The sequence below is a fragment of the Williamsia sp. R60 genome (assembly GCF_054063855.1).
Genome location: NZ_JBSSGR010000002.1, coordinates 258,279 through 282,902, shown reverse-complemented (window position 1 = coordinate 282,902; position 24,624 = coordinate 258,279). Strand labels below are relative to the sequence as shown.

Annotated in this window: 21 protein-coding genes; 8 read left to right on the top strand and 13 right to left on the bottom strand. The window is 65.4% G+C overall.

What is annotated here, in order from left to right; all coding sequences use genetic code 11:
- Nucleotides 1-2: 2 nt before the first annotated feature.
- The 4 genes from ACVWY6_RS08205 to ACVWY6_RS08190 form a co-directional block, all read right to left on the bottom strand.
- Nucleotides 3-1,214: an acetate kinase gene (locus ACVWY6_RS08205; protein ID WP_457537301.1), complete on the bottom strand. Its 1,212-nt coding sequence runs from the start codon at nucleotides 1,212-1,214 to the stop codon at nucleotides 3-5.
- A 1-nt stretch (nucleotide 1,215) separates the two neighbouring features.
- Nucleotides 1,216-3,312, bottom strand: coding sequence for a phosphate acetyltransferase (gene pta / locus ACVWY6_RS08200; RefSeq protein ID WP_457537299.1), 2,097 nt, complete (start codon nucleotides 3,310-3,312; stop codon nucleotides 1,216-1,218).
- Between the two features lie 174 nt (nucleotides 3,313-3,486).
- Nucleotides 3,487-4,047 carry a TetR/AcrR family transcriptional regulator gene (locus ACVWY6_RS08195; RefSeq protein WP_023956313.1) on the bottom strand — a complete coding sequence of 187 codons (561 nt, stop codon included), beginning with the start codon at nucleotides 4,045-4,047 and terminating at the stop codon, nucleotides 3,487-3,489.
- A 9-nt stretch (nucleotides 4,048-4,056) separates the two neighbouring features.
- The gene (locus ACVWY6_RS08190; protein ID WP_457537297.1) at nucleotides 4,057-4,965 is read right to left on the bottom strand and encodes a DMT family transporter; all 909 of its coding nucleotides are present in this window, start codon (nucleotides 4,963-4,965) and stop codon (nucleotides 4,057-4,059) included.
- Between the two features lie 82 nt (nucleotides 4,966-5,047).
- Here ACVWY6_RS08190 and ACVWY6_RS08185 point away from each other — a divergent pair, with 82 nt between their 5' ends.
- Together ACVWY6_RS08185 and ACVWY6_RS08180 are read left to right on the top strand one after the other, a co-directional pair.
- The gene (locus tag ACVWY6_RS08185; protein ID WP_457537295.1) at nucleotides 5,048-5,944 is read left to right on the top strand and encodes a LysR family transcriptional regulator; all 897 of its coding nucleotides are present in this window, start codon (nucleotides 5,048-5,050) and stop codon (nucleotides 5,942-5,944) included.
- A 357-nt stretch (nucleotides 5,945-6,301) separates the two neighbouring features.
- Entirely contained in the window at nucleotides 6,302-7,135 is an 834-nt protein-coding gene (locus ACVWY6_RS08180; protein WP_023956323.1) for a DUF1206 domain-containing protein, read from the top strand.
- An 82-nt stretch (nucleotides 7,136-7,217) separates the two neighbouring features.
- Here ACVWY6_RS08180 and fgd read toward each other — a convergent pair whose 3' ends face one another.
- Complete coding sequence (fgd, locus tag ACVWY6_RS08175) at nucleotides 7,218-8,231, bottom strand: glucose-6-phosphate dehydrogenase (coenzyme-F420) (protein ID WP_457538544.1); 1,014 nt, start codon at nucleotides 8,229-8,231, stop codon at nucleotides 7,218-7,220.
- Between the two features lie 136 nt (nucleotides 8,232-8,367).
- Between fgd and ACVWY6_RS08170 the strand changes: the two genes are divergently transcribed.
- A complete protein-coding gene (locus ACVWY6_RS08170; RefSeq protein ID WP_400724302.1) occupies nucleotides 8,368-10,311 on the top strand; it encodes an ABC transporter ATP-binding protein in 1,944 nt (647 codons plus the stop codon).
- Here ACVWY6_RS08170 and ACVWY6_RS08165 read toward each other — a convergent pair.
- The 5 genes from ACVWY6_RS08165 to ACVWY6_RS08145 all read right to left on the bottom strand — a co-directional run bounded on the left by ACVWY6_RS08165 (nucleotide 10,266) and on the right by ACVWY6_RS08145 (nucleotide 14,892).
- Nucleotides 10,266-10,625: a hypothetical protein gene (locus ACVWY6_RS08165; RefSeq protein ID WP_023956329.1), complete on the bottom strand. Its 360-nt coding sequence runs from the start codon at nucleotides 10,623-10,625 to the stop codon at nucleotides 10,266-10,268. The two genes, ACVWY6_RS08170 and ACVWY6_RS08165, sit on opposite strands and share 46 nt — an antisense overlap.
- Before the next feature lie 24 nt (nucleotides 10,626-10,649).
- On the bottom strand, nucleotides 10,650-11,561 hold the full coding sequence (locus ACVWY6_RS08160; RefSeq protein ID WP_457537293.1) for an oxygenase MpaB family protein: 912 nt from the start codon (nucleotides 11,559-11,561) through the stop codon (nucleotides 10,650-10,652).
- A gap of 95 nt (nucleotides 11,562-11,656) precedes the next feature.
- On the bottom strand, nucleotides 11,657-12,586 hold the full coding sequence (locus ACVWY6_RS08155; RefSeq protein WP_457537291.1) for a TauD/TfdA dioxygenase family protein: 930 nt from the start codon (nucleotides 12,584-12,586) through the stop codon (nucleotides 11,657-11,659).
- A 136-nt stretch (nucleotides 12,587-12,722) separates the two neighbouring features.
- Nucleotides 12,723-13,910 (bottom strand): acyl-CoA dehydrogenase family protein, encoded by a 1,188-nt coding sequence (locus ACVWY6_RS08150; protein WP_457537289.1) that lies wholly within the window; start codon nucleotides 13,908-13,910, stop codon nucleotides 12,723-12,725.
- Nucleotides 13,911-13,914: 4 nt separating this feature from the next.
- The gene (locus tag ACVWY6_RS08145; protein WP_457537287.1) at nucleotides 13,915-14,892 is read right to left on the bottom strand and encodes an alpha/beta hydrolase fold domain-containing protein; all 978 of its coding nucleotides are present in this window, start codon (nucleotides 14,890-14,892) and stop codon (nucleotides 13,915-13,917) included.
- Nucleotides 14,893-15,117: 225 nt separating this feature from the next.
- On the opposite strand from ACVWY6_RS08145, the gene ACVWY6_RS08140 reads away from it, so the two are divergent.
- Complete coding sequence (locus ACVWY6_RS08140) at nucleotides 15,118-18,996, top strand: Pls/PosA family non-ribosomal peptide synthetase (RefSeq protein WP_457537286.1); 3,879 nt, start codon at nucleotides 15,118-15,120, stop codon at nucleotides 18,994-18,996.
- A gap of 38 nt (nucleotides 18,997-19,034) precedes the next feature.
- Here ACVWY6_RS08140 and ACVWY6_RS08135 read toward each other — a convergent pair whose 3' ends face one another.
- Entirely contained in the window at nucleotides 19,035-19,481 is a 447-nt protein-coding gene (locus ACVWY6_RS08135) for a DoxX family protein (protein ID WP_031331780.1), read from the bottom strand.
- Between the two features lie 134 nt (nucleotides 19,482-19,615).
- Here ACVWY6_RS08135 and ACVWY6_RS08130 point away from each other — a divergent pair, with 134 nt between their 5' ends.
- Together ACVWY6_RS08130 and ACVWY6_RS08125 are read left to right on the top strand one after the other, a co-directional pair.
- Nucleotides 19,616-20,980: a M1 family metallopeptidase gene (locus tag ACVWY6_RS08130; protein ID WP_457537283.1), complete on the top strand. Its 1,365-nt coding sequence runs from the start codon at nucleotides 19,616-19,618 to the stop codon at nucleotides 20,978-20,980.
- Entirely contained in the window at nucleotides 20,980-22,266 is a 1,287-nt protein-coding gene (locus tag ACVWY6_RS08125; protein ID WP_457537281.1) for a polysaccharide biosynthesis protein, read from the top strand. Before ACVWY6_RS08130 ends, ACVWY6_RS08125 begins: the two co-directional genes overlap by 1 nt.
- On the opposite strand, the gene ACVWY6_RS08120 is transcribed toward ACVWY6_RS08125, so the two are convergent.
- Nucleotides 22,210-23,085 carry a glycosyltransferase family 2 protein gene (locus ACVWY6_RS08120; RefSeq protein ID WP_457537279.1) on the bottom strand — a complete coding sequence of 292 codons (876 nt, stop codon included), beginning with the start codon at nucleotides 23,083-23,085 and terminating at the stop codon, nucleotides 22,210-22,212. The two genes, ACVWY6_RS08125 and ACVWY6_RS08120, sit on opposite strands and share 57 nt — an antisense overlap.
- Nucleotides 23,086-23,185: 100 nt before the next feature.
- On the opposite strand from ACVWY6_RS08120, the gene ACVWY6_RS08115 reads away from it, so the two are divergent.
- Both ACVWY6_RS08115 and ACVWY6_RS08110 read left to right on the top strand, forming a co-directional pair.
- A complete protein-coding gene (locus ACVWY6_RS08115) occupies nucleotides 23,186-23,875 on the top strand; it encodes a glycosyltransferase family 2 protein (RefSeq protein WP_116916531.1) in 690 nt (229 codons plus the stop codon).
- Nucleotides 23,876-23,877: 2 nt separating this feature from the next.
- Nucleotides 23,878-24,243 carry a DUF2304 domain-containing protein gene (locus ACVWY6_RS08110; protein ID WP_023956351.1) on the top strand — a complete coding sequence of 122 codons (366 nt, stop codon included), beginning with the start codon at nucleotides 23,878-23,880 and terminating at the stop codon, nucleotides 24,241-24,243.
- Here ACVWY6_RS08110 and ACVWY6_RS08105 read toward each other — a convergent pair.
- The gene (locus tag ACVWY6_RS08105) at nucleotides 24,240-24,536 is read right to left on the bottom strand and encodes an ArsR/SmtB family transcription factor (protein WP_062795151.1); all 297 of its coding nucleotides are present in this window, start codon (nucleotides 24,534-24,536) and stop codon (nucleotides 24,240-24,242) included. The genes ACVWY6_RS08110 and ACVWY6_RS08105 overlap by 4 nt on opposite strands.
- Nucleotides 24,537-24,624 lie beyond the last annotated feature (88 nt).

The following is a 24,624-nucleotide window of genomic DNA, read 5'->3' as shown; positions in this document are numbered from 1 at the left end:
GGCTAACCCTGCAGCGCCGCCACCGACTGCCTCGCGATCGCGAGTTCCTCGTTGGTCGGCACCACAAGAACGGTGACGGCCGAATCGTCGGTCGAGATGATCCGCGCCTCACGGCTTTTGGCCGCATTGCGCTCGGGGTCGATCCGGATGCCGAAACTCTCCAGACCCGCGAGACTGTCAGCCCTCAACTTGGGGGCGTTCTCGCCGACCCCGGCAGCGAAGACGATCGCGTCGGTACGGCCCAAAGTCACCATGTAGGCACCGATGTACTTGCGCAGCCGGTGCACATAGACCTTGTAGGCCAGCGTGGCGTCGGCGTCGCCTGCCTCGACCTTCTCGGTGAGCGTACGGAAGTCGTTCTCCCCACTGAGACCTTTGAGCCCGGCTTCACGGTTCAACATGGTGTCGATCTGGTCGACGTCCATGTCCGCCGCGCGCCGCAGATACATCACCACACCCGGGTCCACATCACCGCTACGTGTGCCCATCACCAATCCCTCGAGGGGGGTCAGGCCCATCGACGTCTCCACCGGGCGACCACCCTCGATCGCCGACGCCGACGCGCCGTTACCGAGGTGCAGCACAATTTGATTCAGGCTCTCGCGATCGGCACCGAGGAACTCGGCGGTCACGCCCGACACGTACTCGTGCGAGGTGCCGTGGAAGCCATATCTCCGGATGTCGTGCTTCTTCGCCAACTCGCGGTCGATCGCATACGTGGCGACATGGTCGGGTAAGCCGTGGAAGAAGGCTGTGTCGAACACCGCCACAGACGGCACGTCGGGCAACAACTCCCGTACCGCTTCGATGCCGACGAGGTTGACCGGGTTGTGCAGCGGGGCAAGGTCTTCGAGATCTTTGATCGCAGCTACCACATCGTCGTCGATCACGGTGGGGCGATAGAACTTCGGTCCGCCGTGGACGACCCGATGGCCCACCGCGACGATACCTTCCGACCCCAGATCGTGTCCGGCCTCGGAAAAGAGATCGAAGACCTTCGCAAGACCGGCCTGGTGATCGGCGATCTCACCGACGAACTCGTTCTTCTCGTCACCCTGCACGTGCTCGACCCGCGCCTGCGACTCGCCGATCCGCTCCACCAGGCCGTGAGCCACGACCGTACCCGAGTCTGGTTGCACCAGCTGATATTTCAGCGACGACGAGCCTGCGTTGAGCACCAGGACGGTGTTGTCGGAATTGCTCTGGGATGTCATGTCATTGCTCCGCGTCGTCTGATTGGCCCTGGGCCTGGATGGCGGTGATCGCCACGGTGTTGACGATGTCCGAGACCAGCGCACCGCGCGACAGGTCGTTGATCGGTTTGCGCAAGCCTTGCAAGACGGGACCGACGGCCACCGCATCGGCGCTGCGCTGCACGGCTTTATAGGTGTTGTTGCCGGTGTTCAGATCAGGGAAGATCAGCACCGTCGCCTGTCCGGCGACCGGTGAATCGGGCATCTTCGACTTGGCCACCGAGGGATCGACTGCGGCGTCGTACTGGATCGGTCCCTCCACCAGCAACTCCGGAGCTCGTTCCCGGACGAGTCCGGCAGCTGTGCGCACCTTGTCCACGTCTGCGCCGCTGCCAGATTCGCCGGTGGAGTACGACAACATGGCCACCCGCGGCTCGATGCCGAACTGAGCAGATGTGGCGGCGGAGGAGATGGCGATGTCGGCCAGCTGTTCGGCGGTGGGGTCGGGGACGATGGCGCAATCGCCGTACGCCAGAACGTGGTCGGCGAGGCACATGAAGAACACGCTCGACACCGTCGACACACCCGGCGCCGTCTTGATGATCTCGAACGCAGGCCGGATCGTGTGCGCGGTGGTGTGCACGGCGCCCGACACCATGCCGTCGGCGTAACCCAGTTGCACCATCAGGGTTCCGAAATACGAGACGTCCTGCACTGTGCTGCGGGCGCGCTGCAGGTCCATCCCCTTGTGCTTGCGCAGCTCGGTGTAGACCTCGGCGAACTCGTCGAGTAGTTCCGACGACGTCGGGTCGATCACGTCCACACCGGTCAGGTCGACGTCGAGTTCGGCGGCCCTATCTCGCACTGCCCGTTCGTCTCCGAGAATGGTGAGGTCGGCCACCTGGCGTCGGAGCAGTCGTCCGGCGGCGCGCAGGATGCGGTCGTCGCCGCCCTCCGGGAGCACGATGCGCTTGCGGATTTTGCGCGCCCGTTCGATCAACTGATACTCGAACATCTGGGGGGTCACGACCTCGGGGATGCGCAACTTCAGCTTCTCGAGCATCGCCACGGAGTCGACGTGCTCCTCCATCAGATTGAGAGCCACGTCGATCTTGCGGACCGAGTTGATGTTCATTCTCGCGCGGGCATGGGCTGCGGCCCTTGCCGTTTCGTAGGTCCCCTGTTCACAGCAGATGAGCGGCAGAGGCGACTGCAACCCCTCCATCAACGCAGCGATCTTCGGGTGAGGTTTGATGCCACCGTTGAGGATGATTCCGGAGAGCTTGGGGAACCCCTCCGCGGCATTGGCCGCCACCAGCGAGACCAGCACATCGGAGCGGTCGGCCGGCGCGATCACGGCAACGCCTTCGGTGAGTCGTTCCAGGATGTGCTCGATGGTCATCCCGCCGACCATCACATGCATGGCCTCCCGGCTGAGCAGCTCGGGATCGCCGCTGTACAACTCGCCGCCGAGTTCTTCCATCAGTTCCCCGACCGTCGGCGCGATCAGCACCGGGTCTTCCGGCAACGTCCACGTCGGCAGTCCGGTGGCCTTCTGCAGCGCGTCCTTCACCGAGTCCAGCCGATCCGGGTCACAGCGGTTGGCGATCAGCGCGACCGCCTGAGCGTGGTTCTGCTCCAGCTCGTGCAGACACAACTCGGCCAAACCGACCACTTCGGCGTCGCTGCGGTCCGCCGCCTTGAGCGCCAACAGCATCGGCGTCTGCAGGTTCGCGGCGATCCGGGCGTTGAAGCTGAGTTCGGACGGACTGGCTATATCGGTGTAGTCCGACCCGATCACCAGTACGGAATCGCATCGCTCCTCCACCGCATGGAATCGGGTGACGATCTCCCCGAGCGCTGCCTCCGGGTCGGCATGGACCTGCTCGTAGGTGACGCCGATGCAATCCTCGTAACTCAGGTCCGTCGAATCGTGTTCGATCAGCAACTCCAGGATGTAGTCGCGCCGGTCGGACTTGGTTCTGGAGATCGGCCGGAACACCCCGACCCGGCCGCCCGAGGCGGCCAGCAGGTGCAGCACCCCCAACGCCACTGTCGACTTGCCGGTGTCGCCTTCAGGTGAGGCCAGGTAGATGCTGCTCGATGACGAAGCGCCCATACCGCCCACCCTAATGTGGGCGCAAAGGGCCGGCCGTGCGACGGGCCTCATCAGGCGGATCACCAGCCGGATCCGGTACACGGCTGCCTCTCAGCAGAGTTGCCAGGGTCCTCGCTGTGTGGGGCCACCGTAGGCCGGCCTGCGCACGGCCTGCGGAATTGCTGGACGCCGAGCTCACCGGATGGTCGAACGCACCACCATGTCCGCGATGTCGTCGTCGGAGAGCGCACTGCGTGGAATGAGCATGTAGGAGTAGATGATTCGGATCATCATCTCGGTGGCTCGGCCGGCATCGGGCACCAGCGCAGCCTCGAGTTCCGGCTCGTTCGCGAAGTTGCCGACACTGTTCGCCACGATGAGGTCCACGATGGTGACGTCGGAGGTGCGGTCGGGACCACGCGCCACGATCGTGGTGATGATCTCTTCCGGCTCGTTCTTCAGGATATATTGCAGCGCTTCATGATTGCGAATGTAGTCGAGCACGTTGAGGACGAGGACACGAACCTTGTCCGCCGGCTCGGGTTCGGACGCGGTCCACTCGGCGATCAGGGTACCGAGCCTCTTCACCTCGCGTTCGACGATCGCCTGCACTAATTGGTCGCGGCCACCGAACATCCGGTAAGCGGTCGCCCGGCCCACTCCCGCGTGCCTCGCCACCGACGTCAGGCTCAGTGCACGAGCACCGAACCGTTCGACGACAGCGATGGCAGCGTCGACCATCCGCTCTCGATCCATGCAAGAAGGTTAAGAGGTGGCAACCGGTTCTGGTACATCGGCCGTCGCTCGGGACCGGCGCCGACTGATCGCGACACCCGTGAGGGCCATCGCGCCACCGACCAGGCCCAGTGGGGTGGGCACCTCACCGAGGAAGAGCCAGGACAGGCCGATGGCAATCGCCGGTACGGCCAGAGTCGTGGCCGCCATCTTGCCCGCGTCGGTACGGGTCAGCGCATATGCCCACGTCAAGAATGCGATCGCGGTGGGTCCCACGCCCAGGAAGATGACCCCCGTGATCGCCCCTGCGGAGGCATCGGCGAGTTCGTCGATCGCCTGCGGCGCGAACGGCACCGTGGCCAGCAGACCGGCGAGGCAGCCAACCCATGTCGCCGTGACGGCGTCGACGGTGCGCAGCGCCACCTTCTGCATCAAGACGCCGGCCGCATACAGCACGGCGGTGATCAGTCCCAGGATGATGCCGAGCTCGTCGTTGTGGCTGCCGCCCGAACCGCCGAGGGCGATGAGCAGCACCCCCGCGAAGGCGATGAGGATCCCGATCACCAGTGGCTTCGGGAAACCTTCTCCCATGAATAGGCCTGCGAACACCGCCACCAGGATGGGCGCGAAATTGACCAGCAGCGCGGCCGTTCCGGCATCGAGGTGTTGTTCGGCCCAGTTCAGCAGCACGGTGTAAGCGGCAAACCAGAGCAGGCCGTAACCGATCACCAGTCCCAGCGCCCGGCCGCGAGGGATCGGACGGCGATAACGCAGTGCGATGACAACCAGCACCAAGGCGCCGGCAGCGAGGCGGGTGAACGCCATCGCACCAGGCGACAGCGTCTCACCGACAAATCGGATGACCACAAACGACGACGCCCACAGCAGCACCGTCACGATCGCGGCCACCACCGCGAGATTGTTCGACAAGACCTTCACAGCGACCACTCTGATTCATCCGACACATAAGCACAAGCGATTTCTCCTTGAGAACACTTCAGTGCAGCTGTACAGTTCGACCATGCTCGACGTCCACCGCCTCCGCCTGTTCCGCGCCGTGGTCGCCGCCGGATCCATCAACGGCGCAGCTGCCGCACTGGGCTACACCCCGTCTGCCGTCAGCCAGCATCTGGCCGCCCTCCAGAAGGAGACCGGGCTGGTCCTGGTCGAAAAGCGCGGTCGCGGGATCGAGCCGACCATGGTGGGCCGCACGATCGCCGCGGAGGCCGGCCACGTGCTCGAACGCCTGGCAGATCTGGAATCGCTTGTCGTAGACCTGCGGTCGGGGCGGGTGGGAAGTCTGTCGGTGAGCTATTTCGCCTCCGCCGGGGCTGCCTGGATACCCCCGGTCATCGCGGCGATCACCAACGAGTTCCCCCGCCTCCGCATCGACTTACGTCTCATCGAACTGGTCCACGACAGCTCCGGCGAGCCTGATGTGGAAATCTTCGTGGAGGGCGCCGCATCCACGTCGCTGCGCGGATACGACATCGAGCCCCTGCTCACCGAGCCGTACGTGGTGGTGCTCCCGGAAAACCACCCTCTGGCCGCACGTGACGAGGTCGAGTTGTCGGCGTTGCGCAACGAGCGCTGGGTGGACAACGACGTGTCACGCGGCCCATGCCGACAGGCGATTCTGGATGCCTGCTCGGTGGCGGGTTTCAGCCCGGGGTTCCACATCGAGACGCACGACTACCCGACGGCGATCAGCTTCGTCGCGGCAGGTGTGGGCGTCACCGTGCTGCCCGAGCTGGGCACCGGGAACCTGCCGCCCACGGTGGTGGCGCGGCCGCTGCAGAACCCGACACCGACGCGCACCATCTCGGTGCGTACCCGCGACGCCGTCCGCGACAACCCCGCCGTGCACCGCATCATGGAACTGCTGCGCGAGCGGGTGGCGTTTCCTCAGGCGGCCTGAGGCTCGGCATCCGCGTGGCGCACGATGATGCTGGCCATGCCGTAGATGGCCCACGCTGAGGTGACGATCGATTGTGTGATCACAATCAGGGGAAAGAACTGCACGGTGGAACTCCTCAAGTAAGCGGGTGACGGGCCGGCACAACTGAGTCGGCGGTGACTCACTTCTTGGATGCCTTCAAGTGCCGGCGGGCGCTTCCTGCACACCCGAACCGAACAAGTCCACCAACGTAGACAAACAGCCCAGAGCTGTCGACCGAATCGGCCGCTTTGTGATCGACGCAACCATCCGCACTAAGGTTGAGTGGATCTCAGGTCGAACATCGTGCCTGCGTGTTCTGCAGCTGAAGGGTTCACCATGACCGACAAATCAGTGTCCGGCGCCGTCGATAGGGCCACGGACAGCTCCGCCTTCGAACGCCTGGCGCGAGCCGGGCACGTCGTGAGCGGACTGCTGCACCTGCTGATCGCCTACATCATCTTCCGGCTGGCATTCGGTTCCGGCGGCAGCGCCGATCAGTCCGGCGCACTCGGAACCCTCGCAAAGAACTCGGGCGGCAAGTTCGTGTTGTGGCTCGCCGCGGTGGCCTTCGTGGCCATGGCGCTGTGGCGTCTGGCCGAGACCATCGTCGGACCACACGCCACCGAGCCGGGCGACGGGAGCGACTCCGAAGGAAAGAAGGACGCGTCCGCGCTCTTCGACCGGCTGAAGGCTCTGAGCCTGGCGGTTGTCTACTTTGCGTTCGCATTCTCGGCGGTCCAATTCGCCCGTGGCACAGGACAATCGAGCGGCAAGCAGAACGCCGGCCTGTCGGCGCGCCTGATGGAGAACGGGGCGGGCAAGACGCTGCTCGTTGTCATCGGGCTGATCATCATCGCCGTCGGCGCCTACCACGTCTACAAGGGAGTGACGAAGAACTTCCTCGACGACCTCAAGGTCTCCGACGGCAAGGTCGTCACCCCATTGGGCGTGGTCGGGTACACGGCGAAAGGTTTGGTGCTGGCCGGTGCCGGAATCCTGGTGATCGTGGCATCGGTGAAGTCGGATCCGTCCAAGGCCACCGGGATCGACGGTGCGGTCAAGACGCTCGGCGACGCACCGTTCGGCCAGTTCTTACTGGTACTCGCCGCCATCGGCATCGCGGCCTATGGCGTCTACAGCTTCGCGATGGCCCGCTACTCGCGCATGTAGCTCCCGATGATGTGCCCTTTTGGCGACTCCCACCTGGGAGTTTGCTCGCCAAAAGGGCACACTTTCGGGGAAGGGCAGGCGGTCAGCCCAGCTTGCGCAGGCGGGGTTCGAGGTCTTTCTGGAAGTTCTCGAGGAACCGTTGCTGGTCATGCCCGGGGGCGTGGAAGACCAGGTGGTTGAGGCCGGCGTCGGTGTACTGCTTGACCTTCTCCACGGCCTCGTCGGGGTCGGAGGCGACGATCCAGCGTTTGGCGACCTGCTCGATCGGGAGTTCGTCGGCCAGGCGTTCCATCTCGGTGGAGGAGTTGACGCTGTGCTTCTGCTCGGCGGTCAACGACAACGGCGCCCAGAAACGACAGTTCTCCAACGCCAGCTCAGGATCCGGGTCGTAGGAGATCTTGATCTCGATCATCCGGTCGATGTCCTCGAAGTTGCGTTCGGCCTTGTCCGCCCCTTCCTTCACCGACGGGATCAGCTTCTCGGTGTAGAGGTCCATGCCCTTGCCCGAGGTACAGATGAAACCATCACCAGCGCGTCCTGCGTAGCGGGCGACCACCGGGCCACCGGCAGCGATGTACACAGGCACCGGCTGCTCGGGAATGTCATACATGTAGGCGCCCTGGGTGTGGTAGTACTCGCCCTCGAACGTCACCTCTTCACCGGTCCACAACTCCCGCATCAAACGGACTGATTCGCGCAGACGGGCGAAGCGTTCCTTGAACTCGGGCCACTCCCCCTGAAAACCGGTTGCGTACTCGTTGAGTGCCTCACCCGTACCCACGCCGACCATGATGCGTCCGGGGTACATGCACGCCATCGAAGCGAAGGCCTGCGCGATGACCGCCGGGTTGTAACGGAAGGTCGGTGTCATCACCGAGGTACCGATCTGCACCCGCTCGGTACGCTCACCCACCGCGGCCATCCACGCCAGCGAGAACGGGGCATGCCCACCGTTGTGACGCCACGGCTGAAAATGATCGGACACCGCAACCGAATCCATACCGTGGGCCTCGGCCGCCACCGCGATCTCGACGAGCTCACGCGGATTGAACTGCTCTGCCGAAGCCTTGTATCCGAGTCGCAATGCCACAGTGATCTCCTCATCGTCCAGCTCTGTCCAGCACAGGTCTTTCCAGTTCACCACAAACCCGCACCGTCCCGGAGGCCGGGCGGATTCAGCTGTGCGCATATTCAATTGACTTCAAGTTAACTTTAACTCCTACAGTGGTTGTATGAGTATGGAGTCGGTTGCCAGGAACACGCTGTACCGGTCGATGAACGCACCCGACCTCAGCAAGGAACGCAGACGCGAGAACCGCCGGGAATCGATGCGCCGGATCGTCGAGTTCGCGCGGCCGCACCGCGGCAAGCTGGCGGTGTTCATGGTGCTCAGCGTGGTGGTGGCCGTGCTCACCGTCCTCACCCCCGTCCTGGCCGGCCAGGTGGTCAACAACATCGTCGACGGCGGCGCCGCGTCCACCGTGGTCTGGCTGTCGATCCTCATCGCCATCATCGCGGTCGCCGAAGCCGGCACCGGCCTGGTGGTCAGCTGGCTCTCGTCCACGATCGGCGAGGGTCTGATCTACGACCTGCGCCGCTCGGTGTTCGACCACGTGCAGAAGATGCCCATCGCCTTCTTCACCCGCACCCGCACCGGCGCACTGGTCAGCAGACTCAACAACGACGTCATCGGCGCACAGCGCGCGTTCTCCGACACGCTCTCGGGAGTGGTGTCGAACATCGTCACCCTGTCTTTGACGCTGGCCGTGATGATCTCGATCAGCTGGCAGGTCACCCTTCTCGCGCTTGTCCTGCTACCACTGTTCGTGATCCCGGCCAGGCGGATGGGCAAGCGTATGGCCGCACTGTCGCGGGAAGCGGCCGAATACAACTCACTGATGTCGACCCAGATGACCGAACGGTTCTCCGCCCCGGGTGCCACCCTGATCAAGCTGTTCGGACGACCACATCAGGAGTCGAACGAATTCGCTTGGCGCGCCGACAAAGTGCGCGACATCGGAGTGCGGCGATCGGTGGCGCAGAGCATCTTCGTCACCTCCCTCACCCTCGTCTCCGCGCTGGCACTGGCCCTTGTCTACGGCTTGGGCGGCTACCTCGCGGTGAACGGGCATCTCAACGCCGGCGCCGTGGTGTCGCTGGCCCTGCTCCTCACCCGCATGTACGCACCGCTGACGGCGCTGGCCAACGCGCGTGTCGAGATCATGAGCGCCCTGGTGAGTTTCGAGCGCGTCTTCGAGGTGCTCGATCTCAAGCCGCTCATCGCCGACAAACCCGATCCCACCCCCGTGCCCGAGGGACCACTGTCGCTGAGCTTCGATCACGTCAGCTTCAGCTACCCGTCCGCGGACAAGGTGTCGCTGGCGTCGCTCGAAGAGGTTGCGGTGCTGGACAAGCGGGGCGGCGAAGAGGTCATCCACGACGTGTCGTTCACCGTGCCACCCGGCCAGATGGTCGCGCTGGTGGGCAGTTCCGGAGCCGGCAAATCAACCATCGCCCAGCTGGCCACCAGGCTCTACGACGTGGACTCGGGCGCGGTTCGCCTCGGCGGCAACGACGTCCGCGATCTCGAGAGTGGAGAACTGCATCGAGCCATCGGATTGGTCACCCAGGACGGCCACCTGTTCCATGACACCGTGCGATCGAACCTGTTGCTGGCCAATCCCGCTGCCGACGAACAGGACATCTGGGACGCGCTGCGGCGGGCACGCCTCGACGGTCTGGTCGCGAGTCTGGCCGACGGCCTCGACACCGTGGTCGGCGAACGCGGCTACCGCCTGTCCGGTGGTGAGCGCCAGCGGCTGACCATCGCCCGCCTGCTGCTCGCCCATCCTGCCGTCGTGATCCTCGACGAGGCCACCGCCCACCTCGACTCCACGTCGGAAGCAGCGGTGCAAGAGGCGCTGGCCGAAGCGCTCGCCGGCCGCACATCGGTGGTGATCGCCCACCGCCTGTCGACCATCCGAGCGGCGGACCAGATCCTCGTGCTCGAAGACGGTCACGTCATCGAACGCGGCACTCACCTCGACCTGCTGTCGCGTGGTGGCCGGTACTCAGAGCTGTATCGAACGCAGTTCGCCGACCAGACCGATCAACCTGCCGACCCGCCGGCTCAGGCCACGCCGTCTCTGCCACCGCTGGGCTCGGACCGGGCCTGACGGACCAGCTTCGCAGCCTTCTCCAGGCTCAGGCCGCGGTCGGCCCGGCGGAGTTTGCGGATGGCGTTGACCTCGTTGTCGATGCCGTCGGTGACCTCGCGGACCTCGGACAAGGTCCACGGCAGCGGCTTGGGCTTGGGCCGCAACTCGGTGACGATCAGGCCGATGTTGACGGCGATGATCACCATCCCGAGTGCGAACCAGCCCCATCTGCCGTCATTTGCCCAGCTCACGGACAGCAGCGCGACACAGACCATCAGGACCAGCGAACCGATCACCGTCAGACTGGTGCCGAATTTCTTCAGAGCATGCATGGGTCAAGTGAACACGGCCACCCCTCAGAGCCGCACCCCGGCCTTTGCAAACCCCTTCAGGGCGTACTTGTTGTAGCGGGTCGTGGCAGGCAACCGTCGGTAGATCGGATCGAGTGCGCGTACCGCCGCACAGAACCGTTCGTAGTTGCGCTGTTTACGGTCACTCCAGGGCAGGCCGAGTTGCTCGCGGGAGCGAGCAGGCAGGCCGCCGGTGGTGATGAACGCCGCCACCGGGTTGACGATCGGCGAGATCAGTTTCCAGATGATCGGCTTCATCCCCGGAGGCAACGGATAGCCCTTGGTCACGTAACCGACGCCGTACCGCGCGGTCTTGTGCGGGATCAGCACCTCGTCGACCATGTGATCCCAGTACTTCACGAACTCGGCGTAGTTGGCCGGCATCGGCCGATCGCTCACGCCATAGCGCCGGTACCAGGTGACCGACTCTGCGTAGATCTGCTCTTTCTCCGCGTCCGTCAGCTTTTTGATGAAGCGGTCGGTGGCGGTGAGCACGATGTCGAGAAAGGTGGCGTGGGCCCAGTAATAGGTCTCGGGGTTCAGCGCGTGGTAGCGGTCGCCGCCGGGCATCGTGCCCTTGATGTCGGTGTGGAAGTCGCGGACCGTGGGGCCCGCGCTGTCGCCGTCAGGGGCGTACACCGTCCCATAGATGCCCGGCAGCGAGCGCTTGACGCGAGCGAACGGATCATCGAAGAACACCGAGTGTTCCAGTACGGCCTGGCCGAGTTCGGGAAGCATGTTCTCGAGCACCCCGGGTCGCGGCCCCAGCAGCGAAACACGGTGGTCACCGAAATATTTCCAGGTCAGCGAGTCGGGTCCGAGCGGCGCGCCGACCACCTCCGGACGTGCGTAGTGCTCATCGGGTGCGGGCTTGCCCTCGGCGGCGTCAGAGGTCGATGTGTCGATTGCCTCGGTCATGTGGGTGACGGTAGCACCAATGGAACACATTTCACAGACCGTTCCATTGATTGCTTTCCGGCAGCACACCCCGTCTGCGGGATCGTCCCAGACGATCAGACCGCCAGCGCTCGGTCCGACTCGCGGGGATCGACGATGTCGGAATAGTGCGATGCGTCGCCGGCCACCACCCTGCTGCGTTCGCCGCCCACGCTCACCGGCACGTCACCCGCGAGGGTGATGCGGTTCAGCCGGCGGTACTGGTCGTCGTAATCGGCCACGGCGTAGTGCTGGGTGGCCCGGTTGTCCCAGATGGCCAGATCGCCGGGCTGCCAGTTCCAGCGAACAGTGTTCTCCAGCTTGATGATCCGTGCCTGCAGCACGCTGTACAGCTCGGCCGACTCGGTGCTGCCCAGGTCGACAAATCGTTTCACGAAGTGGCCGAGCAGCAGCGCACGCTCACCCGTCTCGGGATGTACCCGCACCACCGGATGTTCGGTCTCGTAGTAGGTGGACTGGAACTCGGCCCGGTACTCCTCGGTGTGCCGGGACACCACCGACTGAGCCGAGCTCGCCGCGTAGTCGTACACGTTGCTGTGCACAGCCCACAGGTTCTCGGTGAGCGCCCGAAGCGATGCCGGGAGCTGTTCGTAGGCGGCAACCGTGTTCGCCCACACCGTTGAACCTCCGTAGCTCGGTAGCTCGACCGCACGCAGGATGGACGCCTTGGGAATGCGGTCGACGAAGGTGACGTCGGTGTGCCAGCTGTTGGCCCGGCCATAGTCGGAGTCGATCGGCAAAATCGTGTCACCCCGCGACGTCACCGTCGGATGGGCGGTGGTCGGGATACCGAGGGCTCGGGCGAAAGCCAGCTGACCGTCGTCGTCGAGGTGGTCCTGGCCCCGGAAGAAGATCACCTTGTGCTCGAGCAGGGCGGTGTTGATCGCCGAGACCGATTCGGGTGCAAGGTCTCCCGACAGGTTCACCCCATCGATACGCGCGCCGACATTCGATCCGAGCTTGACAACGTCGAGCTGTGCAGACATTGGGTAACCGCCTTCCGGGAACTTCGCTGTGAGTGTCTTCGCAGTGAAGTTATGCGCGGCGAGGCGATTCGGTAACCGTTCAGCGCGCCCTGAACGAAAGGCCGACCCCGAACGAAACAGCTTTGATCACAACGGATTACCGGAAGGCGTCGTGGCCGGTGAGCGCCTTGCCGATCACGAGTTGATGCATCTCGGACGTGCCCTCATAGGTGAGTACGGACTCGAGGTTGTTGGCGTGCCGGATGATCGGATATTCCAGCGTGATCCCGTTGGCCCCCAATATCGTCCGGCAGGTTCGGGCGATCTCGATGGATTCGCGGACGTTGTTGAGCTTGCCGAGACTGATCTGTTCCGGTCGCAACGTCCCCGCATCTTTGAGCCGCCCGAGATGCAGGGCCAGCAGCATGCCCTTGCCCCATTCGAGCGACATGTCGGCGATCTTCGCCTGCGTCAGCTGATATCCCGACAGCGCCTTGTCGAACACCTCGCGGTCCCCGGCGTAGGCAATTGCGGTCTCCAGGCAGTCCCGGGCCGCTCCGAGCGCACCGAACACGATGCCGAATCGCGCCTCGTTCAGACAACTGAGTGGCCCCTTGAGACCTTGGACGCCCGGCAACATCGCCGACTCGGGCAGTCGCACGTCCTCCAGGACGAGTTCGGAGGTGACCGACGCCCGCAGCGACATCTTGTGTTTGATCTCCGGTGCGCTGAACCCGGGTGTGTCGGTGGGTACGACAAACCCACGGATCCCCTTCGAACCCGTCGCGAGATCGGTGCGGGCCCAGACCACCGCGACATCGGCGACGGATCCGTTGGTGATCCACATCTTGGTGCCGTTGAGCACCCAGTCGTCGCCGTCACGCTTGGCGTTGGTGCGCATACCCGCCGGATTGGACCCGAAGTCGGGCTCGGTCAGGCCAAAACACCCCAGCGCACGTCCGGCCGACATCTCCGGCAGCCACCGCTGCTTCTGTTCGTCTGAACCGAAGGCGTGGATCGCGAACATCGACAGCGAACCCTGCACCGAGACGAAGCTGCGCAGACCGCTGTCGACGGCCTCGAGTTCGGTACAGACCAGGCCGTACGTGGTTGCCGACATGCCGGCACAGCCGTAGCCGTCCAGGTGCATGCCGAGAACACCGAGCTCGCCCAGTTCGGTGGCAAGCTCTCGTACCGGCAATTGCCCGGCCTCGAACCATTCAGCCATGTGTGGACGCAATCGGGACGATCCGAATGCCCGAACGGTGTCCCGGATCTCGCGCTCGTCGTCGCTGATCAGCGAGTCGGTCGCGAAGAGTTCCGGTAGTTGCTGAGAATTGTTCACCGGGCTATCCCACTCCTTGTAGTGATCGTCCGCGGCCTTTTCGGCCGGATCCGGTCGCGGCTGCTGTGGCAAATGCGGCGGTCCTCGCGATTGCTTTCATGGCATCGGGCAGACGACCGGCGAGAACCGGGAAGGCGTGTACCTGCCATGAATGGCTGTGCAGGTCGGCCTGCACACCGTCGGCCATCAACTTCTCCACCAGTGCCACCGCATCGGGTTCGAGCATCTCATCCTCGGCGGTCACCACGATCGTCGGCGGGAAGGCCTCGCTGTCGATGTCCACCACCGAACGAGCACCGGTCAGGGCGATCGGGCCTTCGTCGAACTTCGGGGCGAGCTTGGCGAACTTGTTCATCGGCAGGTACGCATCCGATCTGCTGGTGCGATCAGGATTGCTCGCCATGTCGAGATCGAGGAGCGGCGAATAGGCGACGTACGCCACCGGGCGCGGCAAGCCGTCGCGGTGGGCGAACTCGATCACCTTGGCGGCGAGGAATCCGCCTGCCGAATCCCCCGCCACGATGACGCGGTTGAAACCACGCTCGAGCACCAGTTCGCGATAGGCCTGATAGGCGTCGGTAACCGAGGTGCCCACCCCTGCCTCCGGGAGCTGCCGGTAGGCCACCGAGTAGAGCGGCAGGTCGATGTCGAGGCACAGGCGGGCCGCGACCGCACGGTGCGTGGCCAGCCCACACACCACCAGGGCCCCGCCGTGCAGGTACAGCACGGCGGTCGCGTCATCACGTTTGCTGGGTCCGGCGGGCACCATCAGTTCGACCGGCCGACCGGCGAGGGTCATCTGCTCGCGGACGACGCCGCGAGGGCCCGGGGCCAGTGCGAACAGTTCATCGATCATGAACAGCGGCCGGAGCCCGAACACGCTGATCGGCCACAGGGCGAGGGCCGGTTTGACGAACAGCCGAGAGCCCAGCCAGATCGGGTACGAGCGCAGACTCGGGTGTCTGTGTGTGGTGACGGTCATGACGAACCTCCAGGCGTCCAGTCGTGCGGCGCGGCGGTTTCGGCGACCACGGCGGCTACCCCGGATGGGTGAACCCAAGGCGAACCGTTGGTGAAGTTCACCCCATAATGCGCCCTCGCGACCTGCGCGCGCACGAATAGACACGGTGATTTGTGATCTGGTTGGCTTCGCGGGGCCGGTACCTGCTGCGACAATGAGCATTCTTTGACTTGAGAAAGGACCTCGGTGACAGCTCCGACCCTCGCGCAGTTCAGCAGATCAGCGCAGGCGCCGACCGCACGCACCCTGATCGACATCCTGACCGAAACCGCGTCAGCTCATCCGGATGCACCCGCCATCGACGACGGGGAGTTGGTTCTCACCTACTCCGAGGTCATCGACCTGATCGACGAGGGCGCGGCGTGGCTCGGCAGCCGCGGCATCGGCCCCGGCGACCGCATCGGGATCCGCATGCCCTCGGGCTCACGCGAGCTGTACCTGGCCATCCTCTCGACGCTGGCGGCCGGTGCCGCCTACGTTCCGGTGGACGCCGACGATCCACCCGAGCGGGCGACACTCGTCTTCGGCGAGGCCCAGGTGGCGGCGGTCCTCGGAGCCGACGGCCTGCGGTGGCCATCCGACCTGGGTCTTTCTCGTTCGGGTGACAGCGACGTCGACCGGCCGGCCGATGCCGAGCGACCGACCGTCGAGGACGACGCATGGATCATCTTCACCTCCGGTTCCACGGGGACGCCGAAGGGTGTCGCGGTGACCCACCGCAATGCCGCCGCATTCGTCGACGCCGAGGCCGAGATGTTCCTGCAGGACGAGCCGCTGGGTCCGGGTGATCGGGTCCTGGCCGGCCTGTCAGTGGCGTTCGACGCATCCTGCGAAGAGATGTGGCTCGCCTGGCGCTACGGCGCATGCCTGGTGCCTGCGCCACGTGCCCTCGTGAGGTCGGGTATGGACCTCGGGCCGTGGCTGGTGCAACGTGACATCACTGTTGTCTCGACGGTGCCGACCCTGGCGTCGCTGTGGCCACCGGAGGCCCTCGAAGCGGTGCGACTGCTGATCTTCGGCGGCGAGGCCTGCCCGCCCGAGCTCGGTGCCCGTCTTGCCGTCGACGGCCGCGAGGTGTGGAACACCTACGGCCCCACCGAGGCGACCGTGGTGGCGTGCGCCGCGCAGCTCGACGGCACCATGCCGGTCCGCATCGGTTTGCCGCTGGCCGGCTGGGACCTCGCAGTGGTCGATGGCGACGGGCAGCCCGTTGCGCCCGGCGAGATCGGCGAGCTGGTGATCGGTGGAGTGGGTCTGGCCCGGTATCTCGACGCGGCCAAGGATGCCGAGAAGTACTCCCCCATGGCCACACTCGGCTGGGACCGCGCGTACCGCAGTGGCGACCTGGTGCGTTTCGAACCCGAAGGCCTGGTCTTCATGGGTCGCGCCGACGACCAGGTGAAGGTCGGTGGCCGACGGATCGAGCTCGGCGAGGTCGACAACGCGCTGCAGCATCTGCCGGGTGTCGGTGGCGCCGCCGCGGCGGTGCGCAAGTCCGCCGCGGGCAACTCGGTCCTCGTGGGTTATCTCGTGTCAACCGACCCCGACTTCGACATCGCACTCGCCCGCGACCGGCTCTCCGACCAATTGCCCGCCGCGCTGATCCCCCGGCTCGTCCTGGTGGACGAACTGCCGACCCGCACGTCGGGCAAGGTCGACCGCAACGCGCTGCCCTGGCCGCTGCCGTCGTCCGGCGACGACCAGACGCCCGGCGACCTGAACTCCACCGAGGCGTGGGTGGCCGAGCGCTGGACCGCGGTGCTCGGGGTGTCGATCACCGACGCCGAGACCGACTTCTTCTCCGAGGGAGGCGGTTCGCTGGCGGCGGCACAGTTGGTCACCGCCTTGCGTGAGCGCTTCCCCACGGTGACGGTCGCGGATCTCTACGACCATCCTCGGCTCGGCTCGCTGGCGCAGATGCTCGACGACATCAACCCCGGCGCGGTGACCGAAAAGCGCATCGTTCGGCCCACCCCCCGCCGGACCGGTCTTGCGCAGATGGCGTTGTCGGTGCCGCTGACAACTCTCACGGGGCTGCAGTGGGTCACCTGGCTCGCGGTGATCAACAATGTGCTCGCATGGTTCACCGACGCACCGTGGATCCATCCGGTGAACTGGTGGGTGGTGTTGGCGGCGTTCATCGTCTTCATCACCCCGCTGGGCCGGATGGCCATCGCCGCGGGCGGGATCCGCATGCTGCTCGCCGGGGTGGAGCCGGGCGATTATCCGCGCGGCGGGTCGGTGCACCTGCGATTGTGGATCGCCGAGCGGCTCACCGAGGCCAGCGGCGCAGCCAACCTCGCCGGTGCCCCCTGGATGATCTACTTCGCCCGATCGCTGGGCGCTCAGATCGGCCACGGCGTGGACATGCACACGCTCCCACCGGTCACCGGCCTGATCACCCTCGGCGACGGCTGCTCTGTCGAGCCGGAGGTGGACCTGGCCGGCTGGTGGATCGACGGCGACGTGGTCCACATCGGCGACATCGAGATCGGTGCCGGCGCAAGCGTGGGATCGCGCTCGACCTTGTTGCCCGGCACCACCATTGGAGCCAACGCCGAGATCGCACCCGGTTCGGCGGTGATGGGCCGGGTCAAGGGCGGCCAGCACTGGGCCGGGTCACCCGCGGTGAAAACCGGTAAGGCCCAGCGCCCCTGGCCCCACCACCGACCGCCACGGCGCAGCTATTGGGTGCCGATCTTCGGTTTGTCGTCCATCGCGCTGGCCGGCGTTCCGCTCATCTCCCTGTGTGCCGGGCTCGCCGTGATCGGCGCGTGGGCCGGCAGTGCGGACCGGCTGCGATCGGTGGCATTGCGCGCGCTCGCGCTCCTGCCTGCCGCGACCATGGTGAGCCTGCTTGTCTTCGCATTCATCACGGTGGTACTGGTGCGCCTGCTGTCCCTCGGGATGCGCGAGGGCTATCACCCGGTGCGGTCGCGGACCGGCTGGCAGGTGTGGGCCACCGAACGCCTGATGGACTCTGCCCGCACATTCCTGTTCCCGCTGTACGCCTCACTGCTGACACCGTGGTGGTTCCGGTTGCTCGGCGCCGACATCGGCAAGGGCACGGAGATCTCGACCGCACTGGTGATCCCGAAGTTCACCACGGTCGGTGACGGGGCATTCCTCGCCGACGACACCATGGTCGCCTCGTACGAACTGGGTGGCGGATGGATGCACATCGACGAGGCGAAGGTGGGCAAACGAGCTTTCCTCGGCAACTCGGGGATGACCGGGCCGGGGCGCAAAGTTCCGAAGAACTCTCTGGTTGCGGTGCTTTCGGCCACCCCGAGCAAGGCCAAGTCGGGGTCGAGCTGGCTCGGCAGCCCACCGGTACGACTGCGCCGGGCGGCCGCGCAATCGGACACCTCGAGGACCTTCGATCCGCCGATGAAGTTGAAGGTGGCCCGCGCATCGGTGGAGACGTTGCGTCTGATCCCGGTGATGATCACCTTCGGCCTGGGGTTGTTCGTGCTGATCGGCCTGCAGTACATCTCGCAGGAATCGAACATCTACGTTGCGGCAGCCGTCAGCGGGCTGGTGCTGTTGGTGGCCGGAGCCGCCGCCTGCTGCATCGCGGCCGCCGCCAAATGGGCTGTGGTGGGACGTATCCGGGCCACCGAGTACCCGCTGTGGAGCTCATTCGTCTGGCGCAACGAGTTGTCGGACGCGTTCGTCGAGACGGTCGCGGCCCCGTGGTTCGCCAACGCCGCCACCGGAACACCCATCCTCAACCTGTGGCTGAGAATGCTCGGGGCCCACATCGGTAAGGGCGTCTGGTGCGAAACGTACTGGCTGCCCGAGGCCGACCTGGTTCGCCTCGGTGACGGCGCCACCGTCGCCCGGGGCTGCGTGGTGCAGACCCATCTGTTCCACGATCGGGTGATGGCCATGGACGAAGTCGTCCTGGGCGCCGGCGCCACCCTGGGACCGCACTGCGTCGCGCTGCCCGCCTCAGGGCTCGGCGACGGGGCGACCGTCGGCCCGGCATCGCTGGTGATGCGCGGCGACGTGGTGCCCGATTCGACCCGCTGGCAAGGCAATCCGATCGCGCCCTGGAATTGAGGGCCCACGCTCAGTGCGGGCGGGTGACGAGCCGGTTGTCAGTACGCGACGTCACGGTCGCGATTGAGGTCGCGGCGGCGGCGCCGTCGATTCATCAGGTATCCGTCGCCGCCGATCCGGCCGGTGTCGGCGAAACCGACGGCCACGAGGCCTGCGATCAGCGCCAACGGCAGTTCGTAGCCCTGATCGGCGTTCCAGAATCCGTTGTCGATGTGCGCGTAGAAGATCGCCCCGATCATGTCGGCGATCAGCAACAAGGAAACCAGCGGAGTGAGAACTCCGAGGATGAGCAGGATTCCGCCACCGAACTCGACCAGCGCCGAGTACCACGCAGCGGCCGCCGGGAGAGGGATGTCCAACGACTTGAAGTACGCCTCGGTGGCGTCGATCCCGTCTTTGTTCAGCTTCTGCCAGCCGTGGAAGATGAAGATGATGCCGAGAATCACTCGGGCGACAAACGATGCGAGATTCCTCGTGATACCCATGACTTCCATCCTTCAGGTCGTTTGGCACATAGGTGTGATTCCGGGCGAGCGGCCCCACGGGTCTCAGAGCGCCATCGCCCTAGGAGCCATGTAACGTCATGAAAGACCAAACGTGGGGCCGAATAGGAGGATTAGTGCCAGGTAAAGCGGGCCGACGTTCCCCTGGGACAGGTCAACCGCTTCTCGGCGATCCTTCGGACGGCATCGATCCGTATCTGCCCGCCAACGGCAACCTCGGTTATCGGGTGTCCCGCTACGACCTCGACCTCGAATACCGGGTGGCGACGAACCGGCTTGCCGGGACCGCGACCATCACGGCCACCACGATCATCACCCTGAACCGATTCGCACTGGATCTCTCAGGCGCCCTCAAGGTCGACCGGGTGACGGTCAACGGCACCCGCGCGCGGCGATTCAGTCACCGCAGCAACAAGTTGACGGTCACGATGGAAGACGAGCTGCCACCGGGCGGCGTGATGACCGTGGTGGTGAAGTACTCGGGCAATCCGCGTCCGATACGCGGCCGGTGGGGTGAGGTCGGCTGGGAGGAGCTCACCGAGGGCTCGCTCGTGGCGAGTCAGCCCAACGGCGCGGCGTCGTGGTTTCCGTGTGATGACCACCCGATCTCCAAAGCGGCATACGGTATCTCGATCACCACCGACAGCCCGTTCATGGCGGTGGCCAACGGGTCGCTGCAGCGCAAACGGACCAAGGCCGCCCAGACCACCTGGGTCTACGAGCAGGTGGAGCCGATGGCGTCGTACCTCGCCACCATCCAGATCGGTCAGTACACGCGGCAGACCTTGACGACCAAGCCGGTGCCGATCCACGCGGTGATCCCGCCGAGACTCCGCAGGGACTTCGATGCCGAGTTCGTCAACCAGGCACGCATCATGGAGGCGTTCATCGAGTGGTTCGGGCCCTACCCGTTTCCCGAATACTCCGTGGTGGTCACCGACGACGAACTCGAGATCCCGATCGAGGCACAAGGCCTGTCGATCTTCGGAGCCAACCACTGCAGCGGTTCCGGACGATCCGAGCGACTCATCGCCCATGAGCTGGCGCATCAGTGGTTCGGCAATTCCCTGACCCTGTCGCGGTGGAAGGACATCTGGCTTCACGAGGGCTTCGCCTGCTACAGCGAATGGCTGTGGTCGGAACGCTCGGGCGGGCTCACGGCCGAAGCGCAGTCGCGCAAGTATTACGACCGTCTCGCCTCGTCGTCGCAGGATCTTGCGATCGGTGATCCCGGACCCGCGCGCATGTTCGACGACGTCGTGTACAAGCGGGGCGCACTCACCCTTCACGCGCTGCGGAAGACCTTGGGCGACAACAACTTCTTCGCCCTGTTGCGCGAATGGACCCGCGAATACCGCTACAGCTCGATCAGCACCGAGGACTTCACCGGACTCGCCGCCCGGTACAGCCCACAGCCGCTGCACGATCTGTGGCACCAGTGGCTCGAGCAGAAGGCGCTGCCGCCCTACCCGGGTCCCTGATGAGTGAAGGCCCGGCGAGCAATGTGGCTCCGAGTACTCGTGATTCCCTGGGCCGGGTGGCAGTGGCCACCGTGGTGGCTGCGGCATCGGGTTACCTCGTGCTGTTGCTGGCGGCACGCGCCCTGGGCGCCGACGGGTATGCGGCATTCGCCGTCTTCTGGGCCGCGTACGGGTTGGTGACCGGCACCCAGAACGGTCAGTTGCAGGAGACCACCCGCGCGGTTCGGCGCGCGCGTGAACAAGGGCGCAGCACCGGTGCCCGGCCGATGCCGATGAACGCGATTCTCGGCCTCGCCCTGGCTGCCCTCGTCGCCGTCACCTCCCTTGCCTGGGCCGGGGTGGTGTTCGAGTCGGACCGTGTCGAATCGGTGCTGCTGCTGACCGCAGGTGTCGCGGCGTTCGGTCTCTACGCGGGGCTGGGCGGCGTGCTGTCCGGGCTGGGTCGATGGGGCGTTTTCTCGGCCCTTCTCGTCGTGGATGCGTTGATCCGACTGCTGCTCACCGTGGTCGCGGTGGCTGCCGGGTGGGGCCTACAGGCCTTTTTGGTCATCACGGTCGCGGGCACGGTCTCCACCGCGGTCGTCCTGGCCATCTTTGCCGGCGCACGGGGGGCGCTCGGCGCACGCGGCGATATCCCATCTGGTGATCTGGCGCGCAACATGCTCACGGCGATGACAGCCGCGATGGCCAGCGCTGTTCTCGTGATGGGGTTCCCCGTGCTCATCTCGATCTCCAGCGACGGCCTCGACGCGTCTGCCGGCGCGGTGATCCTTGCGGTCACGCTCACCCGCGCGCCACTCCTGGTCCCGCTGAACAGCTTTCAGGGTGTATTGATCAGCCGCTTCGTCGACAGCCGTGATCACCTCCTGCGGTCGGTGGCGTCACCGGCTGCCGCCGTTCTTGCGGTCGGTTTCGGCGGGATCCTGGCTGCGTGGCTGACCGGACCGTGGCTCCTGGAGACCGTCTTCGGCGCGGACTACCAGCTGTCGGGCGTCGCCGTCGCCGCACTGACCGCCGGGGCCGTGGCGATGGCGATGCTGACCCTGACCGGGGCGATGGCGCTGGCCGCCGGCCGACATCGGCTCTATGCCGCCGGATGGTGGCTGGCGACGGCGGTGAGCGTGGGATTGCTGTTCATCCCCGCCGACCTGACGGTCCGCGTCCCGATTGCCCTGATGGTCGGACCGCTGGTGGGCATCGCCGTGCACCTGCTGGCAGCGCGCGGCGGATCAGCGCACGACGTGCCGGCCCAGGGCCCGGGCGACGCTCCATTGTCGGCCGACTAATGCGCTTGGCAAGAGCGTCGCCGCGTTGAGCCTCGAGGTGACGTGCCGTCGGGCGGCCCGTTCGGCTCTGGACCATCCCCGCTCGCGGCAGCGCGATGCCTCGGTCTCGAAGAAGGCGCGTTCCTCCTCGAAACGGCGGCCGTCGACCGCGCGCACCGAGCTGACGGACTGCTGGTGGCGCCGGTAGTGAAAGGTGACGTGGGGGTCGAACACCATCGATCCACCCGCACGGGCGATGTCGGTGAGCAGCCCCAGGTCGAGGGCCACCTCGAGACCGGACCGGAAACCGATGGGCGCCGCGATCTCGCTGCGCCAGACCAGTGACGGGAAATACGTCCAGTTCCCGCGGTAGAGGCTCTGCGCCATTGACTCGCCGCTCAGAGTGGTGGGCGACGTGGGGGCCATCGATGCCTTGACCCGATCGCCCAGAGGGCGGACGACCTCACCTGCGGAATCGATGACGTCGACCCCTGGCTGTACCACCGCTGCCTCGTGGTGACTCCCCAGGGCCTCAACCGCTCGCGCCAGGTGGTCGGGGGCCATCACGTCATCGCATCCCATGATGGTGAACGCGGGCGCCTGCACCAGGTCCACACACCGACGGAAGTTGCCGTTGACCCCGAGATTCTCCTTGTTGCGCAGGTAGTGCACCCGGGGGTCCGTCAATTCCTGCAGCCAGCGCGCGGGTTCGGGGTCGGGGTATTGGTCGTCGACCATCACCAGGCGAAAGTCGCCGTGGGTCTGGGCGAGGACGCTGCGCACGGCGGTCTTGAAGAGGGCGACGTCCCCGTAGAACGGCAACATGACATCGACCAGCACGGTGGAAGAATACGCTGCGGCGAACCGATAGACTCCCAGGCGGCCGGTTTGCAGTCGAGGTGGGCGTGGAGGTGGAACGATCACTGAGCCAGGTACTGCCGTGGGCAATTCAGATGTGTGGCTGATCGTTCCCGTCTTCAATGAAGCTCCGGTCATCCGATCGGTGGCCGGCGCGGCAAAACGGACCTTCCCGAACATCGTCTGTGTCGATGACGGCAGCAAAGACGGCTCTGCCGACGAAATACTCGCTGCCGGAGTACATCTGGTGCGACATCCGGTCAATCTCGGTCAGGGCGCGGCCATTCAGACCGGCGTGGAGTACGCGCGTTCTCAGCCGGGCGCCAAGTATTTTGTGACCTTCGATGCCGATGGCCAGCATCAGGTGGACGACGTGGTGGCCATGCTGGACCGCCTGCGATCCGAGCCCCTGGACATGGTCATCGGCACCCGATTCGCCGACGACCGGAGCAAGAGCGTCCCGGTGGTCAAACGGATGGCCCTGCGCACCATAGTGTTTCTCAGCCCGCGTACCCGAAGGTTGGGTCTGACCGACGCTCACAACGGTCTTCGGGTCTTCAACGCCACCGTGGCCGCACAACTCGACCTGATCATGAACGGGATGAGCCACGCGTCGGAGTTCGTCGCACTCATCGATCATCATCAATGGCGGGTTGCCGAACAACCGGTCACCATCCTCTACACCGAATACTCCATGGCCAAAGGTCAGTCGCTGCTCAACGGTGTGAACATCTTGACCGATGGCCTGCTTCACGGCCGGATGAGGCGGTAATCATGCTGGCCATTCAGATCATCCTGATCCTGTTTGTCATCGCGTTGGTCGGATACTTCATCACCCAGCGCGGCAACGCCAAGGCCTCGGCCTGGGTGAAGATCGCGTTTGTCGGCTTCCTGGCCTTCGGTGTGTACGCCTTGCTGCGGCCCGACGACCTCACCGTCATCGCCGGATGGGTGGGTGTCGGCCGTGGCACCGACCTGGTGCTCTATTGCCTGGTGGTGGCTTTCGCGTTCACCACCATCGGAACCTATCTGCGGTTTCGCGAACTGGAAGTGAAGTACGCGCGCCTCGCCCGGGCCATCGCTTTGCAGAATGCCGCCCTGGAGAACCGGAAAGCCGAACCCGGCGACGATCCGTTCTAGTGATGGTGCGCGCCCATCACGTCGTGCAGGATCCGGTGGACGATGGCGTCGGCGACCACACGGTAGTGCACAGTCCGACCTGCTTTGGTGGTGGTCACCCAGCCCTGTGCACGTAGGGCGCGCAACGACTGCGAGGCCGCGTTCTCGGTGATCCGGGCGGCCGCGGCGAGTTCACTGACCGTTGCGTCCGGATGTTCGTGCATGTGCGTGATCAGTCGTAGTCGCGTGGAATCGGACAGCAGCGCAAAGCGTTTGGCCCAACCGTCGATATCGGTGTGCTCGTGGTCGCCCATGTCCGCCCCCACGCTCTCGTGCTGCTGCCCCGTCTCGTCGGTGTTAGGCTACGGCACGTAAATGTGTCTGTGCAGACACATGTCGTGG